At 59.5% G+C, this 16,651-nt stretch carries 14 protein-coding genes; 3 read left to right on the top strand and 11 right to left on the bottom strand.

Annotated elements, in window-relative coordinates; genetic code table 11:
- Positions 1-511 precede the first annotated feature (511 nt).
- The 9 genes from aceA to AC07SU_RS09260 form a co-directional block, all read right to left on the bottom strand.
- Positions 512-1,837 carry an isocitrate lyase gene (gene aceA / locus AC07SU_RS09220; protein ID WP_016969250.1) on the bottom strand — a complete coding sequence of 442 codons (1,326 nt, stop codon included), beginning with the start codon at positions 1,835-1,837 and terminating at the stop codon, positions 512-514.
- Between the two features lie 486 nt (positions 1,838-2,323).
- A complete protein-coding gene (locus tag AC07SU_RS09225) occupies positions 2,324-3,061 on the bottom strand; it encodes a secretin N-terminal domain-containing protein (protein ID WP_494996865.1) in 738 nt (245 codons plus the stop codon).
- 231 nt (positions 3,062-3,292) lie between these two features.
- The gene (locus AC07SU_RS09230) at positions 3,293-3,715 is read right to left on the bottom strand and encodes a GNAT family N-acetyltransferase (RefSeq protein WP_494996866.1); all 423 of its coding nucleotides are present in this window, start codon (positions 3,713-3,715) and stop codon (positions 3,293-3,295) included.
- Complete coding sequence (locus AC07SU_RS09235) at positions 3,708-4,874, bottom strand: ribosomal protein uL16 3-hydroxylase (protein ID WP_176995476.1); 1,167 nt, start codon at positions 4,872-4,874, stop codon at positions 3,708-3,710. Before AC07SU_RS09235 ends, AC07SU_RS09230 begins: the two co-directional genes overlap by 8 nt.
- 84 nt (positions 4,875-4,958) lie before the next feature.
- Positions 4,959-6,329: an adenylosuccinate lyase gene (gene purB / locus AC07SU_RS09240; protein ID WP_016975540.1), complete on the bottom strand. Its 1,371-nt coding sequence runs from the start codon at positions 6,327-6,329 to the stop codon at positions 4,959-4,961.
- 124 nt (positions 6,330-6,453) lie between these two features.
- Entirely contained in the window at positions 6,454-7,077 is a 624-nt protein-coding gene (gene hflD / locus AC07SU_RS09245) for a high frequency lysogenization protein HflD (protein ID WP_016969254.1), read from the bottom strand.
- Entirely contained in the window at positions 7,074-8,198 is a 1,125-nt protein-coding gene (mnmA, locus tag AC07SU_RS09250) for a tRNA 2-thiouridine(34) synthase MnmA (protein WP_494996867.1), read from the bottom strand. The genes hflD and mnmA overlap by 4 nt, the downstream gene beginning before the upstream one ends.
- A 59-nt stretch (positions 8,199-8,257) precedes the next feature.
- Entirely contained in the window at positions 8,258-8,704 is a 447-nt protein-coding gene (locus tag AC07SU_RS09255) for an NUDIX hydrolase (protein ID WP_494996868.1), read from the bottom strand.
- 187 nt (positions 8,705-8,891) lie between these two features.
- Positions 8,892-11,117: an NADP-dependent isocitrate dehydrogenase gene (locus AC07SU_RS09260; protein ID WP_494996869.1), complete on the bottom strand. Its 2,226-nt coding sequence runs from the start codon at positions 11,115-11,117 to the stop codon at positions 8,892-8,894.
- 493 nt (positions 11,118-11,610) lie between these two features.
- Between AC07SU_RS09260 and icd the strand changes: the two genes are divergently transcribed.
- Entirely contained in the window at positions 11,611-12,867 is a 1,257-nt protein-coding gene (icd, locus tag AC07SU_RS09265; protein WP_494996870.1) for an NADP-dependent isocitrate dehydrogenase, read from the top strand.
- Between the two features lie 67 nt (positions 12,868-12,934).
- Here the strand turns inward: icd and cspD are convergent, their stop codons facing one another.
- Positions 12,935-13,207, bottom strand: a complete 273-nt coding sequence (gene cspD, locus AC07SU_RS09270; protein ID WP_494996953.1) for a cold shock domain-containing protein CspD — start codon at positions 13,205-13,207, stop codon at positions 12,935-12,937.
- A gap of 224 nt (positions 13,208-13,431) precedes the next feature.
- Here cspD and clpS point away from each other — a divergent pair, with 224 nt between their 5' ends.
- On the top strand, positions 13,432-13,800 hold the full coding sequence (clpS, locus tag AC07SU_RS09275; RefSeq protein ID WP_494996871.1) for an ATP-dependent Clp protease adapter ClpS: 369 nt from the start codon (positions 13,432-13,434) through the stop codon (positions 13,798-13,800).
- 29 nt (positions 13,801-13,829) lie between these two features.
- The gene (gene clpA, locus AC07SU_RS09280; protein WP_176995482.1) at positions 13,830-16,100 is read left to right on the top strand and encodes an ATP-dependent Clp protease ATP-binding subunit ClpA; all 2,271 of its coding nucleotides are present in this window, start codon (positions 13,830-13,832) and stop codon (positions 16,098-16,100) included.
- 257 nt (positions 16,101-16,357) lie between these two features.
- On the opposite strand, the gene infA is transcribed toward clpA, so the two are convergent.
- A complete protein-coding gene (infA, locus tag AC07SU_RS09285; RefSeq protein WP_002553999.1) occupies positions 16,358-16,576 on the bottom strand; it encodes a translation initiation factor IF-1 in 219 nt (72 codons plus the stop codon).
- Positions 16,577-16,651: the final 75 nt, after the last annotated feature.

Consider the following 16,651-nt stretch of genomic DNA (forward strand, 5'->3'; position numbering starts at 1 on the left):
TTATTCGATGGAATAAGGACATAGTGCACCTTTGTAGGGCTGCAGCCCTTGTGCGGTGGGCATTAGCGGGCTTTTGAACAATTAAGTTTTGTTTGTCTGGTAACGAAGCTTTCATTCTCTAAATGATAATGAATATTGTTTGCGTGGGGTTTAAGCGAATGTTTCTCGTGTGGCGAGGGAAGTTGCCGTTACTTGCTTGATTGTCGCTTAGTTGCTGGAACGGATCTTTTAACCGATCCGGTCCTTGGGAATACCGCTCTGGATCAATGTTTTGCGCAAAATCTTCGCCTCGACAGCGTCCCTGTGGGAGCCGGGCTTGCCCGCGATGGCGGTGCGTCAGATATGAATGTGGCGTCTGGGCCGCCGCCATCGCAGGCAAGCCAGCTCCCACATTTGATTTTCGGTGTACTCGAAACAAAAAAAACGCCCCGAACCAGTCGGGGCGTGATTGCTGCGCGGCACTGCGGTTAGGTCTTCCGTGGGGCCGCAGTGGCCGTGTACTCGCTGCTGCTTAGTGGAACTGCTCTTCTTCGGTCGAACCGGTCAACGCGGTCACGGACGAGGTGCCGCCCTGGATCACGGTGGTCATGTCGTCGAAGTAGCCAGTGCCCACTTCCTGCTGGTGCGCCACGAAGGTGTAGCCCTTGGCGGCGTCAGCGAATTCCTGCTCCTGCAGTTTCACGTAGGCGGTCATGTCGTTGCGGGCGTAGTCGTGCGCCAGGTTGAACATGCTGTGCCACATGTTGTGAATGCCGGCCAGGGTGATGAACTGGTGCTTGTAGCCCATGGCGGACAATTCGCGCTGGAACTTGGCGATGGTCGCGTCGTCCAGGTTCTTCTTCCAGTTGAAAGAAGGCGAGCAGTTGTAGGACAGCAGTTGGTCCGGGTATTCCTTCTTGATTGCTTCGGCAAAGCGACGGGCTTCGTCCAGGTCTGGCTTGGCGGTTTCGCACCAGATCAGGTCGGCGTACGGTGCGTAGGCCAGGCCGCGGGCAATCGCCTGGTCCAGGCCGGCGCGTACTTTGTAGAAGCCTTCCTGGGTACGCTCGCCGGTCACGAACGGCTTGTCATACGGGTCGCAGTCCGAGGTCAGCAGGTCTGCTGCGTTGGCGTCGGTACGGGCCAGGATGATGGTCGGTGTACCGGCAACGTCAGCGGCCAGGCGGGCAGCGGTCAACTTCTGTACGGCTTCCTGGGTGGGTACCAGTACCTTGCCGCCCATGTGGCCGCATTTTTTCACGGAAGCCAGCTGGTCTTCGAAGTGCACGCCGGCAGCGCCCGCCTCGATCATGCTCTTCATCAGTTCGTAGGCGTTCAGCACGCCGCCGAAACCGGCTTCAGCGTCGGCCACGATGGGTGCGAAGTAGTCGATGTAGCCTTCGTCGCCCGGGTTCTTGCCGGCTTTCCACTGGATCTGGTCGGCACGACGGAAAGAGTTGTTGATGCGCTTGACCACGGTCGGCACCGAGTCCACCGGGTACAGCGATTGGTCGGGGTACATGGATTCAGCGGAGTTGTTGTCCGCTGCCACTTGCCAGCCGGACAGGTAGATCGCCTGGATACCGGCTTTCACCTGTTGCACTGCCTGGCCGCCAGTAAGGGCGCCCATGCAGTTGACGAAATCTTTGTCGGGACGGAAGGAAGGCTTGGCACCTTGGGTGACCAGGTTCCACAGCTTCTCGGCGCCGAGTTTTGCAAAGGTGTGCTCAGGTTGAACCGAGCCACGCAGGCGGACGACGTCAGCAGCGGAATAAGCGCGGGTCACGCCTTTCCAGCGTGGGTTTTCAGCCCAGTCTTTTTCAAGGGCTGCAATTTGCTGTTCGCGTGTCAGTGCCATGGAGATAAACCTCGTCGCGTTTAGAAGATCCGTTTTCCAGCCGTGCATTCAATGCGTGGGCAGGGCTGCTCGCTGACCAGAAGCTTAGGCGGTCATGTCGGGTTTGACGGGGAAGGCGACGGGATGAACGTGGTGCTCAAGGGGGAGTTGAGCAGGTAAGGGCAAACTGCGGACAGTCTTCGGGCGTCGTGGGCCTTTGTGCGTTCCATCAGTGTGTAGCCGGGTTACCTGGTTAGCTTCCGTCCCTCGGGACAACTTCGTTCCAGTCGCAACCAAAGTCAAACACACCTTGTGGGCGGTACAGACACGAATCGGCTCGGGTGGGTAGCTTGGAGCGGCGATCCGAAGGCCCTTGCCAGGGCCCCTGATTAGCGGGAGCGAGGCCATCATGCACAGGCTTTTTTGTATCGTCAAATGTTTTGTAGTGCTTTTTTTCAAGCACTACATCTTTAGTCTAAGGCGACTCATTGGTCAGTTTTTGGTGCTTCAGTTCAGGGTGTCGACCTTGACCCGTAAAGTCAGGTCATCACGACCCTGAGTAGAGTAGCTGCGGGTTGTAGAGGATTTGTCGGCCTGGGTCTCGCGATTGATGCCGGCCAGGGGGATCCATTCGCCCAAGCGACCGCTGACAGTTGTGTCGGTACTTTGTACGTTCACTACATCGGGACGTTCCTGGCTCATGCGGTCACGGTTGGTACTGATGGCCAGGTGAACGGTCTCGCCGGTGACGCTTGCCGTCACGTAGAAACCCTGGGTGACGTTGCGATACTGGGTCTGGTTCTGCGGGCGGCCGTAGGCGTCCGGCTGAGTGGTGGTGAGTGGCACGCTTTGGCCAACCTGGATCAGCGCAGGTACGCCTTCGCTGGCCTGGATCTGCTGGATACCACCGTCACGGCTGGCAGTGCCATAGCTGATGATGCGGGTCTGGCTATCACCGGTGTTCTGCTGGTTGTTCTCGTTGGTGTCGACAGTGATCAGCAGGCGCTTGGCCGGTGTGTCCAGTTGGGCGAGCAGGGCGCGCAGGTCCTGGATCTTGCCTGGGTCGGCGTTGACGATCAGCTGGTTGCCGTAGGCGCTGACGGTGCCGTCCTTGCCGATGAAGTTCTGCGCCACCGGGAGCAGGTCGGCACTGGTGCGGTTGCTCAGGTTGACGACTTCGGTGTCGGCCACGGCGGAGAAGCTGGCGGTCAGGAGGAGGGCGGTGAGCAGGGTGCGTAGGGACATGTCCGTTATCTCTGCGAGTCATTTAGGCGGGATAGTGCCAGTTTGTCGGCCTGGTGGGTCGCAAATTGAATCGTAGACGGCAAAATGCCCTGGCATGGCAGGGCATTTTGGGGTGTTGCTGAGATAGCCATCGCCGGCAAGCCGGCTCCCACACTTGACCGCGTGCATCCCTTGGAATGCGATCAACTGTGGGAGCTGGCTTGCCTGCGATGCAGGCGACGCGGTCGCGGATCAGTTGCCGCGCACCATATCCACATGCGGAATCCCGACCTCAAGAAACTCGTCACTGACGACCTTGAAGCCCAACCGCTCATAAAACGGCGCCGCATACATCTGCGCACTGAGGAACTGCTTGGTCTGGCCGCGTTTCTCGGCCACGCCAATCACAGCATCCATCAGTTTGTCGCCCACATTCAGGCCGCGCCAGTCCTTGAGGACCGATACACGACCAATCTCGCCCGTAGGCAGCAGGCGCGCAGTGCCGATAGGAAAGTCGCCTTCAAACGCGAGGAAATGCACCGCGCCTGCGTCTTCCGCATCCCACTCCAGCTCCGGTGGAACCGATTGCTCAGCGATAAACACCGCTTCACGAATGCGCCGTATCTCGGCGATATCCTTTTGCCAGTCCGCGACACTTACGTGAATCTTATTCATCGGCAAATCCCAGGCTTCCTTGCTTGACCAGTTCGCACAGCAGGTCACGACCGTCTTCGTCCGCCAGCCACGCACCGAGGTTCTCGGCATGCAGGGCGTCGGCGGCGCAGATCAGTTTCAGCAACTCGCGCAGCTTGCCCGGCAGGTAACGGCTCTGGCCGCTGGCGAACAGCAGTACGTCGTCGTCCACTTCCGACCAGGCCATGCGTGCACTTGGGTTGCGCACCAGGATCGCGCCATCTTGCAGGGCGTTGATGAAGTCTTCTTCGCCCAGCTCTTCGCCGGCCACCAATTCAGGATAGCGCGGTTCGGTCATGAACTGGCCGAACCAGGTCAGCAGCATGCGCTCGTCGCTCATGTGCTCGGCCAGCAGGCTTTTCAGGCGGTCCAGGGCGTCGGTCTGGATCTGGTGCGGATCGCTGACCGGCTGGGCGTCGGCGTCGGTGTAGCGCTCTTCGTCCGTCAGGTACTGGCTGAGGAAGTCGGTGAAGTGGGTCAGCACTTCGGCCGCGCTCGGTGCACGGAAGCCGACGGAGTAAGTCATGCAGTCATCTTCGGCAATGCCGAAATGCGCCAGGCGTGGCGGCAGGTACAGCATGTCGCCCGGTTCCAGCACCCATTCGGCGCTTTCTTCGAATTCGGCGAGGATGCGCAGGTCAGCGTGCTGCAACAGCGGGCTTTCGGAGTTGCACATCTGGCCGATCTTCCAGTTGCGCTTGCCCTGGGCTTGCAGCAGGAACACGTCGTAGTTGTCGAAGTGCGGGCCAACACTGCCGCCGGGTGCGGCAAAGCTGATCATCACATCGTCGATACGCCAGCTTGGCAGGAAGCGGAACTGCTCCAGCAGCTCGGCCACTTCCGGCACGAACTGGTCGACGGCCTGCACCAGCAGGGTCCACTCACGCTCGGGCAGGGTGCTGAACGCGTCTTCAGCGAACGGGCCGCGACGCAGTTCCCACGGGCGCTCGCCGTGCTCGATCACCAGGCGCGATTCGACTTCTTCTTCCAGGGCCAGGCCGGCCAGTTCGTCGGCGTCGATCGGGCTTTCGAAATCAGGAATGGCCTGGCGGATCAGCAGCGGTTTTTTCTGCCAGTAGTCGCGCAGGAATTCCCGTGCCGTGATGCCGCCCAGAAGTTGAAGAGGGATATCAGGATTCATGTGTAACCTATTGAAAGAAAGCACTTTTCAGACTGGAATAAAAACGCCCGGCGCGGCCGGGCGTCTCAAAGGGTCTTGCGAAGATCAGATGCGCTTGGCTTGCTCTACAGCGTTGCCGATGTAGTTGGCCGGGGTGAGCAGTTTCAGCTCGGCCTTGGCCGCAGCTGGCATGTCCAGGCCATCGATGAAAGTTTGCAGCGCTTCAGGGCTGATGCCCTTGCCGCGCGTCAATTCTTTCAGTTTCTCGTACGGGTTTTCGATGTTGTAACGGCGCATCACGGTCTGGATCGGCTCAGCCAGGACTTCCCAGCACGCATCCAGGTCAGCGGCGATCTTCTGCTCATTGAGCTCGAGCTTGCTGATACCTTTGAGGCTGGCTTCGTAGGCGATCACGCTGTGCGCGAAGCCCACGCCGAGGTTGCGCAGTACGGTGGAGTCGGTCAGATCGCGCTGCCAGCGGGAGATCGGCAACTTGCTGGCCAGGTGCTGGAACAGCGCGTTGGCGATGCCGAGGTTGCCTTCGGAGTTTTCGAAGTCGATCGGGTTGACCTTGTGCGGCATGGTCGACGAACCGATTTCACCGGCGATGGTGCGCTGCTTGAAGTAGCCCAGGGAGATGTAGCCCCAGATATCGCGATCGAAGTCGATCAGGATGGTGTTGAAGCGCGCAATGGCGTCGAACAGCTCGGCAATGTAGTCGTGCGGCTCGATCTGCGTGGTGTACGGGTTGAAGCCCAGGCCCAGCTCGTCTTCGATGAAGGCGCGGGCGTTGGCTTCCCAGTCGATCTCGGGGTAGGCCGACAGGTGGGCGTTGTAGTTGCCTACGGCGCCGTTGATCTTGCCCAGCAGTGGCACGGCCGCGACTTGAGCGATCTGACGCTCCAGGCGGTACACCACGTTGGCCAGTTCTTTGCCCAGGGTGGTCGGCGAGGCCGGCTGGCCGTGGGTGCGCGACAGCATTGGCACGTCGGCGAAACGGATGGCCAGTTCGCGGATGGCGTTGGCGGTCTGGCGCATCAGCGGCAGCATCACGTCATCACGGCCTTCACGCAGCATCAGGGCGTGGGACAGGTTGTTGATGTCCTCGCTGGTGCAGGCAAAGTGGATGAACTCGCTGACCTGGGCCAGTTCCGGCAGCTTGGCCGCTTGCTCTTTGAGCAGGTATTCGATGGCTTTTACGTCGTGGTTGGTGGTGCGCTCGATCTCTTTCACACGCTCGGCGTGCTCCAGGGAGAAGTTTTCCGCCAGGGTGTTGAGCACAGCGTTGGCTTGCGCGGAGAACGCCGGCACTTCGCTGATGGCGGGGTGAGCGGCCAGGCGCTGGAGCCAGCGCACTTCAACCAGAACACGAGCACGGATCAAGCCGTATTCGCTGAAAATAGGGCGCAGGGCCTGGGTTTTGCCGGCGTAGCGGCCGTCAACAGGGGAAACCGCAGTGAGCGAAGAGAGCTGCATGGGGTGTTCTCGGACAGTCGGGCAACGAAATGGGGCGCGTATCATACATGAAAAAATCCGCCGGTCCGTCGCCAACTGACCGGCGTATTACGCGTGAGGCTATAAAAAAACGGGTCGCTGCGACTTATTCGTTGCGCATCAACGGGTAAAGCTCTTTGAGCAATTTGCGGCGGCTGATGACCAGCTGCCAACGATGACCGCCCAACTGGCGCCACAGCCGCGCCGAACGAATGCCGGCCAGGAGCAGGGCGCGGATCTTCGAGGCGTTGTTCGGTTGCTGCAGGTTGCGCATGTCGCCGTGCACCTGGATGCGCTGGCGCAAGGTGCTCAAGGTGTCCTGGTACAGCGCGCCACAGGCCGCGATCACGTTTTCGTGGGCGGGGCCGAAGTGTTCCACCTGGGACTGGATCTGCGGCAGGCGTTTGCCGATGGTTTCGAGCATGTCCTCGCGCTTGGCCAGTTGGCGTTCGAGGCCGAGCATCGACAGTGCGTAGCGCAAAGGCTCGCGCTGCAGGGTGCTCGGGTCGCGCTCCAGGGCGCCGATCAGCGCGCGGTAGCCTTCGCGCAGTGCCAGGTCATCACCACCGTAGACCTCCAGGGTGTCCTTGGGGTCGCGGATCAGCAGGCTGCCGAGCATGCAGGTCAGGCCGGCTTCGGTGACCTGGCCGGTCTTGGCAATCTTGTCCACCAGCACCGCGGCGAGGAACACCCCGCCCAATGCCGTCAATTGCTCCTGGGTCGGGCTCATGCCTTCTGGCTCCAGGCTTCGGCCACTTCAATCACGCCGCCGCCCAGACAGATTTCGCCGTCGTAGAACACCACGGACTGGCCCGGCGTCACTGCGCGCTGCGGGTCATCGAAAGTGGCGCGGTAACCGGTCGCGGTTTTTTCCAGGGTGCAAGGCTGGTCGCTCTGGCGATAACGCACCTTGGCGGTCAGGCGGCGCGGGGTGCTCAGGTCGATCGGGTTGACCCAATAGATCTCCGAGGCGAGCAGGGCGCCCGAGAACAGCAGCGGGTGTTCGTTGCCCTGGCCGACGATCAGCTCGTTGTGCTCCAGGTCCTTGATCAGCACGTACCACGGCTCTTCACCGGCGTCTTTCAAGCCGCCGATGCCCAGGCCCTGGCGCTGGCCGATGGTGTGGTACATCAGGCCGTGGTGACGGCCGATGACTTCGCCTTCGGTGGTCTTGATTTCGCCCGGTTGTGCCGGCAGGTACTGCTTGAGGAAGTCGCTGAAACGGCGCTCGCCGATAAAGCAGATCCCGGTGGAATCCTTCTTCTTGGCGGTGGCCAGGCCGTGTTTCTCGGCGATCTTGCGCACTTCGGGTTTTTCCAGCTCGCCCACCGGGAACAGGGTCTTGGCGATCTGTTCGCCGCCGACGGCGTGCAGGAAATAGCTCTGGTCCTTGTTCGGGTCCAGGCCCTTGAGCAGTTCGGTGCGGCCATCGATGTCGCGGCGGCGCACATAGTGGCCAGTGGCAATCAGGTCGGCGCCGAGCGTCATGGCGTAGTCGAGGAACGCCTTGAACTTGATTTCACGGTTACACAGTATGTCCGGGTTCGGCGTGCGGCCGGCCTTGTATTCGGCCAGGAAGTGCTCGAACACGTTGTCCCAGTACTCGGCGGCGAAGTTGGCGGTGTGGAGCTTGATGCCAATCTTGTCGCACACGGCCTGGGCGTCCGCCAGGTCGTCCATGGCAGTGCAATATTCCGTTCCATCGTCTTCTTCCCAGTTCTTCATGAACAGGCCTTCCACCTCATAACCCTGCTCCATGAGCAGGACGGCGGAAACGGAAGAGTCCACGCCGCCGGACATGCCGACGATGACGCGCTTCTTTTGTGTGTCAGAAGGGGCTGGATCACGCATAGGGTTTCAACGGGTGTCTTGAAAAAGGACGCGATTCTATCAGGCTCAGGCCTTCAAGGCTAAAGAGAAGGGCGGATCAATTCGAGACTGTGGCGCTGCCCGGCCAGATAATCGTCGATGCAGCGGATGATCAGCTCGCTGCGCCAGTCGTCGCGCACGGCCAGCAGCTCGTCACGGGTCAGCCAGCGGGCTCGCAGGATGCCTTCGTCGAGTTGATAATCCGGGTGGTGTTTCAGCGCCTTGGCGATGAAGCAGACCCGTTGGTAGGTCACGCCATTGCTCGGGGCCGTGTACAGGTAGATGCCGACGATGCCGGTGGCTTCGACGTCCCAGCCGGTTTCTTCGAGGGTTTCGCGCACGGCGGCTTCGGTGAGGGTTTCATGCGGGTCGAGGTGGCCGGCGGGCTGGTTGAGCACGGCGCGGCCGCCCTTGAGTTCTTCGACCATCAGGAAGCGGCCGTTGTCTTCGACAATGGTGGCGACGGTGATGTGGGGTTGCCAGGTCATTCAATACCTCGTGTTTGCACGGTCATTGCAGGAGCTGGCTTGCCGGCGATGAGGCCCTCAAGCTTTGCGCAAGCCTTGAGGTCGCCATCGCCGGCAAGCCGGCTCCTACAGGGGTATTTGTTTTCAGTCGAGCAGTACAAACAGAAACCCCGGCACGGGGCCGGGGCTTCTTTGCATCCTTACAACCTTACTTCAACTTGGCAATGGCCGCGTTGAGGGTGTTGCTTGGGCGCATGGCTTTGCTGGTCAGCTCCGGGTTCGGCGCGTAATAGCCGCCGATGTCCACTGGCTTGCCCTGTACGGCGTTGAGTTCGGCAACGATGGTTGCTTCGTTCTCGGTCAGGGTCTTGGCCAGTTCGCCGAACTGCGCTTGCAGTGCAGTGTCTTCGGTCTGGGCAGCCAGGGCTTGTGCCCAGTACAGCGCCAGGTAGAAGTGGCTGCCGCGGTTGTCGATGTTGCCGACTTTACGCGATGGCGACTTGTTGTTGTCCAGGAACAGGCCAGTCGCCTGGTCCAGGGTCTTGGACAGAACCAGGGCTTTCGGGTTGTTGTAGTTCACACCCAAATGCTCGAGGGACGCCGCCAGGGCCAGGAACTCGCCCAGGGAATCCCAGCGCAGGAAGTTCTCTTCCACCAGTTGCTGCACGTGTTTCGGAGCCGAACCGCCGGCGCCGGTTTCGAACAGGCCACCGCCGTTCATCAACGGCACGATGGACAGCATCTTGGCGCTGGTGCCCAGTTCCATGATCGGGAACAGGTCGGTCAGGTAGTCACGCAGCACGTTGCCGGTCACCGAGATGGTGTCCAGGCCCTTGCGGGTGCGCTCCAGGGTGAACTTCATCGCGTCGACTGGCGACATGATGCGGATGTCCAGGCCTTCGGTGTTGTGGTCTTTCAGGTAGGCCTGAACTTTCTCGACCACGACGCCGTCGTGTGCACGCTTGGGGTCCAGCCAGAAGATGGCCGGGGTGTTGCTGGCGCGGGCACGGTTGACGGCCAGTTTGACCCAGTCCTGGATCGGTGCGTCTTTGGTCTGGCACATGCGGAAGATGTCGCCGGCTTCAACAGCCTGTTCCATCAGCAGGGTGCCCTTGCTGTCGGTGACGCGGACAACGCCGTCAGCCTTGATCTGGAAGGTCTTGTCGTGGGAGCCGTACTCTTCGGCTTTCTTCGCCATCAGGCCAACGTTTGGCACGCTGCCCATGGTGGTTGGGTCGAAGGCGCCATTGGCCTTGCAGTCTTCGATGACCGCCTGGTAAATGGTGGCGTAGCAGCGATCCGGGATCACGGCCTTGGTGTCGTGCAGCTGGCCGTCGGTGCCCCACATCTTGCCGGAGTCACGGATCATGGCTGGCATCGAGGCGTCGACGATGACGTCGCTCGGCACGTGCAGGTTGGTGATGCCTTTGTCGGAGTTGACCATCGCCAGGGAAGGGCGAGCGGCGTAGACCGCCTGGATGTCAGCTTCGATCTGCGCTTGCTGGTCAGCCGGCAGGGCCTTGATGCGAGCGTACAGGTCGCCGATGCCGTTGTTCAGGTTGAAGCCGATCTGCTCCAGCACGACAGCGTGCTTGGTCAGGGCGTCTTTGTAGAACTCGGCAACGATCTGGCCGAACATGATCGGGTCGGAGACCTTCATCATGGTGGCTTTCAGGTGAACCGACAGCAGAACGCCTTGTTTCTTGGCGTCTTCGATTTCGGCGGCGATGAAGCTGCGCAGGGCTTTCTTGCTCAGCACGGCGGTGTCGATGATTTCGCCAGCTTGTACCGAGGTCTTTTCTTTCAGGACGGTCGCGGTGCCGTCTTGAGCGATCAGCTCGATTTTGACAGCGTCAGCGGCTTCGATCTGTACGGCTTTTTCGCTGCCGTAGAAGTCGCCGTTGTTCATGTGCGCGATGTGCGACTTGGAGTCAGCGGCCCAGGCGCCCATCTTGTGCGGGTGCTTGCGTGCGTAGTTCTTGACCGACAGCGGTGCGCGGCGGTCAGAGTTGCCTTCGCGCAGGACCGGGTTCACGGCGCTGCCCTTGACCTTGTCGTAACGTGCGCGGGTTTCTTTTTCCGCGTCGGTGGTTACGGTTTCCGGGTAGTCCGGCAGGGCGTAGCCCAGGGCCTGCAGTTCCTTGATCGCAGCTTGCAGCTGTGGGGTCGAGGCACTGATGTTAGGCAGCTTGATGATGTTGGCTTCAGGCGTAACGGCCAGGTCGCCGAGTTCAGCGAGGTGGTCCGGGATAGCCTTGGCGCCCAGTTGCTCGGGGAAGCTTGAGAGGATGCGCCCGGCAAGGGAGATGTCGCGGGTTTCCACAGCAATATCAGCTGAAGCGGTGAAGGCCTCTACGATAGGCAGCAGTGAATAGGTGGCGAGGGCTGGGGCTTCGTCGGTGAAGGTGTAGATGATCTTCGAGCGGGTGGGCATATTCGGATTAACTCTCTTCTTTGCTGAAAGCGTGCGCAGAAACTCGAGATGCGCCGGGTGGAGCGCGTTCGTTCAAAGTCATCCATGAGCGAAATGTCGAGGTTTCTTCGCGGTGATGTTGGGTTGCATCAGTCGAGCGTCAAGCGGGTGGACTATTGTTTAGTCCGGCTTTTCTGGCGGAGGGCACTGTTATAGAGCGGTCGGCCGTCGTGACTCTTTGGTCAGCGGCGGCATTATACATAGGTCGCTATGCTTACGCCGAGCCTTCATACAAAAGGTGTGTCGTCCATTGGTCTAAAGGTCGCAGGGGACGGATGGCGTCGGAAGTCGCACAATGTGCTCAACATTGGCGCTTTTCCCGTTTCTTTCAGGCTTGTAGGCCGCCAAGTGTGCTGTTTTCGATGCAAATGAGCATGGCGCGAGGTTTCAGTCGCCATTTATCTGGAGTAGGCTCGAACGCAGCCAGATGTTCAATCCATAGATGGAGTTCAGCATGGGATACAAGAAGATTCAGGTTCCGGCAGTCGGCGACAAAATCACCGTCAATGCAGACCATTCTCTCAATGTTCCTGACAAACCGATCATCCCTTATATAGAAGGCGACGGTATTGGCGTCGACATCAGCCCGGTGATGATCAAGGTGGTCGATGCAGCTGTTGAAAAGGCCTACGGCGGCAAGCGCAAAATCTCCTGGATGGAGGTGTATGCCGGCGAAAAGGCCACTCAAGTCTACGACCAGGACACCTGGCTGCCCCAGGAAACCCTGGATGCTGTGAAGGATTACGTGGTGTCCATCAAGGGCCCACTGACCACGCCGGTCGGAGGTGGCATCCGTTCGCTGAACGTGGCCTTGCGCCAACAGCTCGACCTGTACGTGTGCCTGCGCCCGGTGCGTTGGTTTGAAGGTGTACCGAGCCCGGTCAAGAAGCCTGGCGATGTCGATATGACCATCTTTCGTGAAAACTCCGAAGACATTTACGCCGGCATCGAGTGGAAGGCCGGCTCGCCGGAAGCGATCAAAGTCATCAAGTTTCTTAAGGAAGAAATGGGCGTGACCAAGATCCGTTTCGATCAGGATTGCGGGATTGGCGTAAAGCCGGTCTCGAAGGAAGGCACCAAGCGTCTGGCGCGCAAAGCCCTGCAATATGTAGTGGATAACGACCGCGACTCGCTGACCATCGTGCACAAAGGCAACATCATGAAGTTCACCGAGGGGGCCTTCAAAGAGTGGGCCTACGAAGTGGCGGCTGAGGAATTTGGTGCGACGCTGCTCGACGGCGGCCCTTGGATGCAGTTCAAGAACCCGAAGACCGGCAAGAACGTGGTGGTCAAGGATGCGATTGCCGATGCGATGCTTCAGCAGATCCTGCTGCGTCCGGCAGAGTATGACGTGATCGCGACCCTTAACCTGAATGGCGACTACCTGTCTGACGCCCTGGCGGCGGAGGTGGGCGGTATCGGTATTGCGCCGGGAGCCAACCTCTCCGACACCGTGGCCATGTTCGAGGCCACCCACGGTACGGCGCCCAAGTACGCGGGCAAGGACCAGGTGAACCCGGGCTCGCTGATCCTGTCGGCGGAAATGATGCTGCGCCATATGGGCTGGACCGAAGCGGCCGACCTGATCATCAAGGGCACCAATGGCGCGATTTCGGCCAAGACGGTGACTTATGACTTCGAGCGCTTGATGGAGGGCGCCAAGCTGGTGTCATCGTCGGGCTTTGGCGATGCGCTGATTTCGCACATGTAATCGGCTGGACATAAAAAGCCGGCCATACCGTCGAGGCGGAATGGCCGGCTTTTTATTGGTCATTTGCTCAGTGGCCGACGCAGGCCAATTTCTCTTTTGGTTTTTGAGCATTGCCGTTTGTTGCTGTGCCGATGGTGACTGGCGCACTGATATTTACCGCGTGCATGCCTTTGGGTCCCTGAATAATTTCAAAGTCGACCGGCTGCCCCGCCTTCAGTGTTTTATAACCGTCCATTTTTATCGCTGAGTAATGCGCAAAAAGGTCTTCGTCCTTGCCGTCTTCAATAATGAAGCCGTAACCCTTGGCATTGTTGAACCACTTGACCTTACCGCTAGCCATGCCCATATCCCTCTGCACCAGACTCCATCGCTGGAGTATCATCCAGTTTATCCGTCCTAACCCGAATAAATAAGGTTGACTGCGCGGACCTTTTTTACCCACTGTGGGTTCTATTGGTTGTAACACCGTTTCACCGATAGTCAAGGCGACCAGTCGGTCAGAGTTGAAATTCTGACAGGTCGCCCCCACCACTGTATTTGAACCACTGACGAACCTTTCTTTCCATGCATGCAAACAGCCAGATTCGACTAACATTCAATCAGGATCGCCCGGATCAGGAACATGACGACGACGGTTCTGCAGGCATTGCTGTTCAGGAGGCCAAGCCCGCCCTGCAGGCGCCGCCGATGTACAAGGTGGTTTTGTTCAATGATGACTACACACCGATGGATTTCGTCGTCGAAGTGCTCGAGGTGTTTTTTAACCTGAACCGCGAGTTGGCGACCAAGGTAATGCTGGCCGTTCACACAGAAGGACGGGCAGTATGTGGAGTGTTTACCCGCGACATCGCCGAGACAAAGGCCGTGCAGGTCAACCAGTACGCCAGGGAAAGCCAGCATCCGCTACTCTGTGAAATCGAGAAGGACGGTTAACGCCGACCACTTGGGTATGAGGTGAAGCTATGTTAAACCGCGAGCTCGAAGTCACCCTCAATCTTGCCTTCAAGGAGGCTCGTTCGAAACGTCATGAATTCATGACCGTCGAACACCTGCTGTTGGCACTTTTGGATAACGAAGCTGCCGCCACCGTTTTGCGTGCGTGCGGCGCCAACCTCGACAAACTCAAGCATGACCTGCAGGAGTTTATCGACTCCACTACACCACTGATCCCCGTTCACGATGAAGACCGTGAAACCCAGCCGACCCTGGGCTTCCAGCGGGTGCTTCAGCGTGCCGTGTTCCATGTGCAGAGCTCCGGCAAGCGAGAAGTCACAGGCGCCAACGTGCTTGTGGCGATCTTCAGCGAACAGGAAAGCCAGGCAGTGTTCCTGCTCAAGCAGCAGAGCGTTGCCCGTATCGATGTCGTCAACTACATCGCCCACGGTATCTCCAAGGTGCCTGGGCACGGCGATCATTCCGAGGGTGAGCAGGATATGCAGGACGACGAGGGCGGTGAGTCTTCTTCTTCGGGCAATCCACTGGATGCCTATGCCAGCAACCTCAATGAACTGGCGCGCCAGGGGCGGATCGATCCGCTGGTGGGGCGTGAGAATGAGGTTGAGCGTGTAGCGCAGATCCTCGCGCGTCGTCGCAAGAACAACCCGTTGCTGGTGGGTGAGGCGGGCGTGGGTAAAACCGCGATTGCCGAAGGCCTGGCCAAGCGCATCGTCGACAACCAGGTGCCGGACCTGCTGGCCAATAGTGTCGTCTACTCCCTGGACCTGGGCGCGTTGCTCGCCGGGACCAAGTACCGTGGCGATTTCGAGAAGCGCTTCAAGGCGCTGCTCGGTGAGCTCAAAAAACGTCCGCAGGCCATTCTGTTCATTGATGAGATCCACACCATCATTGGTGCCGGTGCGGCATCCGGTGGGGTGATGGACGCCTCCAACCTGCTCAAGCCGCTGCTGTCGTCGGGTGATATCCGCTGCATCGGCTCGACCACGTTCCAGGAATTCCGCGGCATCTTCGAAAAAGACCGTGCCCTGGCGCGCCGCTTCCAGAAAGTCGACGTGTCCGAGCCTTCGGTTGAAGACACCATTGGCATCCTGCGCGGCCTGAAGGGGCGCTTCGAAGCGCACCACGGCATCGAGTACACCGATGAAGCCCTGCGTTCGGCGGCAGAGCTGGCGTCGCGCTACATCAACGACCGGCACATGCCGGACAAGGCTATCGACGTGATCGACGAGGCGGGCGCCTACCAGCGCCTGCAGCCAGTCGAGAAACGTGTGAAGCGTATCGACGTGCCTCAAGTCGAGGACATCGTGGCGAAGATTGCGCGGATTCCGCCAAAACACGTCACCAGTTCCGACAAGGAGCTGCTGCGTAACCTCGAGCGCGACCTGAAACTGACCGTGTTCGGCCAGGATGCCGCGATCGATTCGCTGTCCACCGCCATCAAGCTGTCCCGTGCGGGCCTCAAGTCGCCGGACAAGCCCGTGGGTTCGTTCCTGTTCGCAGGCCCGACCGGCGTCGGCAAGACCGAAGCGGCGCGGCAGTTGGCCAAGGCCATGGGTATCGAGCTGGTGCGTTTCGACATGTCCGAATACATGGAGCGTCACACCGTGTCGCGCCTGATCGGTGCGCCTCCGGGCTATGTCGGTTTCGACCAGGGCGGCCTGTTGACCGAGGCCATCACCAAGCAGCCGCATTGCGTGTTGCTGCTCGATGAAATCGAGAAGGCCCACCCGGAAGTCTTCAACCTGCTGCTGCAGGTGATGGACCACGGGACCCTGACCGACAACAACGGGCGCAAGGCGGACTTCCGCAACGTGATCGTGATCATGACCACCAACGCCGGTGCCGAAACGGCCGCCCGGGCTTCGATCGGCTTCAGTCATCAGGATCACTCGTCCGATGCCATGGAAGTGATCAAGAAGAGCTTCACGCCGGAGTTCCGCAACCGTCTGGACACCATTATCCAGTTTGGTCGCCTCAGCCATGAGGTCATCAAAAGTGTGGTGGACAAGTTCCTTACCGAGCTCCAGGCGCAGTTGGAAGACAAGCGCGTGCAGTTGGAAGTGACAGATGCGGCACGCAGTTGGCTGGCCGAAGGCGGTTACGATGCGGCAATGGGCGCTCGCCCAATGGCGCGTCTGATCCAGGACAAGATCAAACGGCCATTGGCCGAAGAGATCCTGTTCGGCGAGTTGTCCGACCATGGTGGCGTGGTGCACATCGACCTGAAGGACGGCGAGCTGACCTTCGAGTTCGAAACCACGGCCGAAATGGCCTGATAGCTGACTGCAATAAAGCAAAAGGCGCCGAAAGGCGCCTTTTTGCTGTGTGTAATGAGGTTGGCCACTATCACATGATCACTGAAGATCCACTGTGGGAGCTGGCTTGCCTGCGATGGCGGTGGTTCAGCCTGCCCATGTGTGGCTGATACACCGCCATCGCAGGCAAGCCAGCTCCCACAGGGGAGTTGTGGTGATGGTTAAATAGCGCACACACAAAAACGCCCGGCATAACCGGGCGTTTTGTATTGACTTGCTTAGCGAGCGCGGTAAGTGATGCGCCCTTTGCTCAAGTCATAGGGCGTCAGCTCGACGCGCACTTTGTCACCGGTAAGAATACGAATGTAGTTCTTGCGCATCTTGCCGGAGATATGCGCGGTTACGACGTGCCCATTTTCCAACTCCACACGAAACATGGTGTTGGGCAGGGTGTCGACGACAGTGCCTTCCATTTCGAAGCTGTCTTCTTTCGACATGCAGTAAAGCCCTCGGTATCCAGTGAATGGCCCGGTGCAACTGCGCCAGGCAAAAGCGGCGTGCATTGTGCCCGA

The organism is Pseudomonas sp. GW821-FHT05H12 (assembly GCF_059419385.1).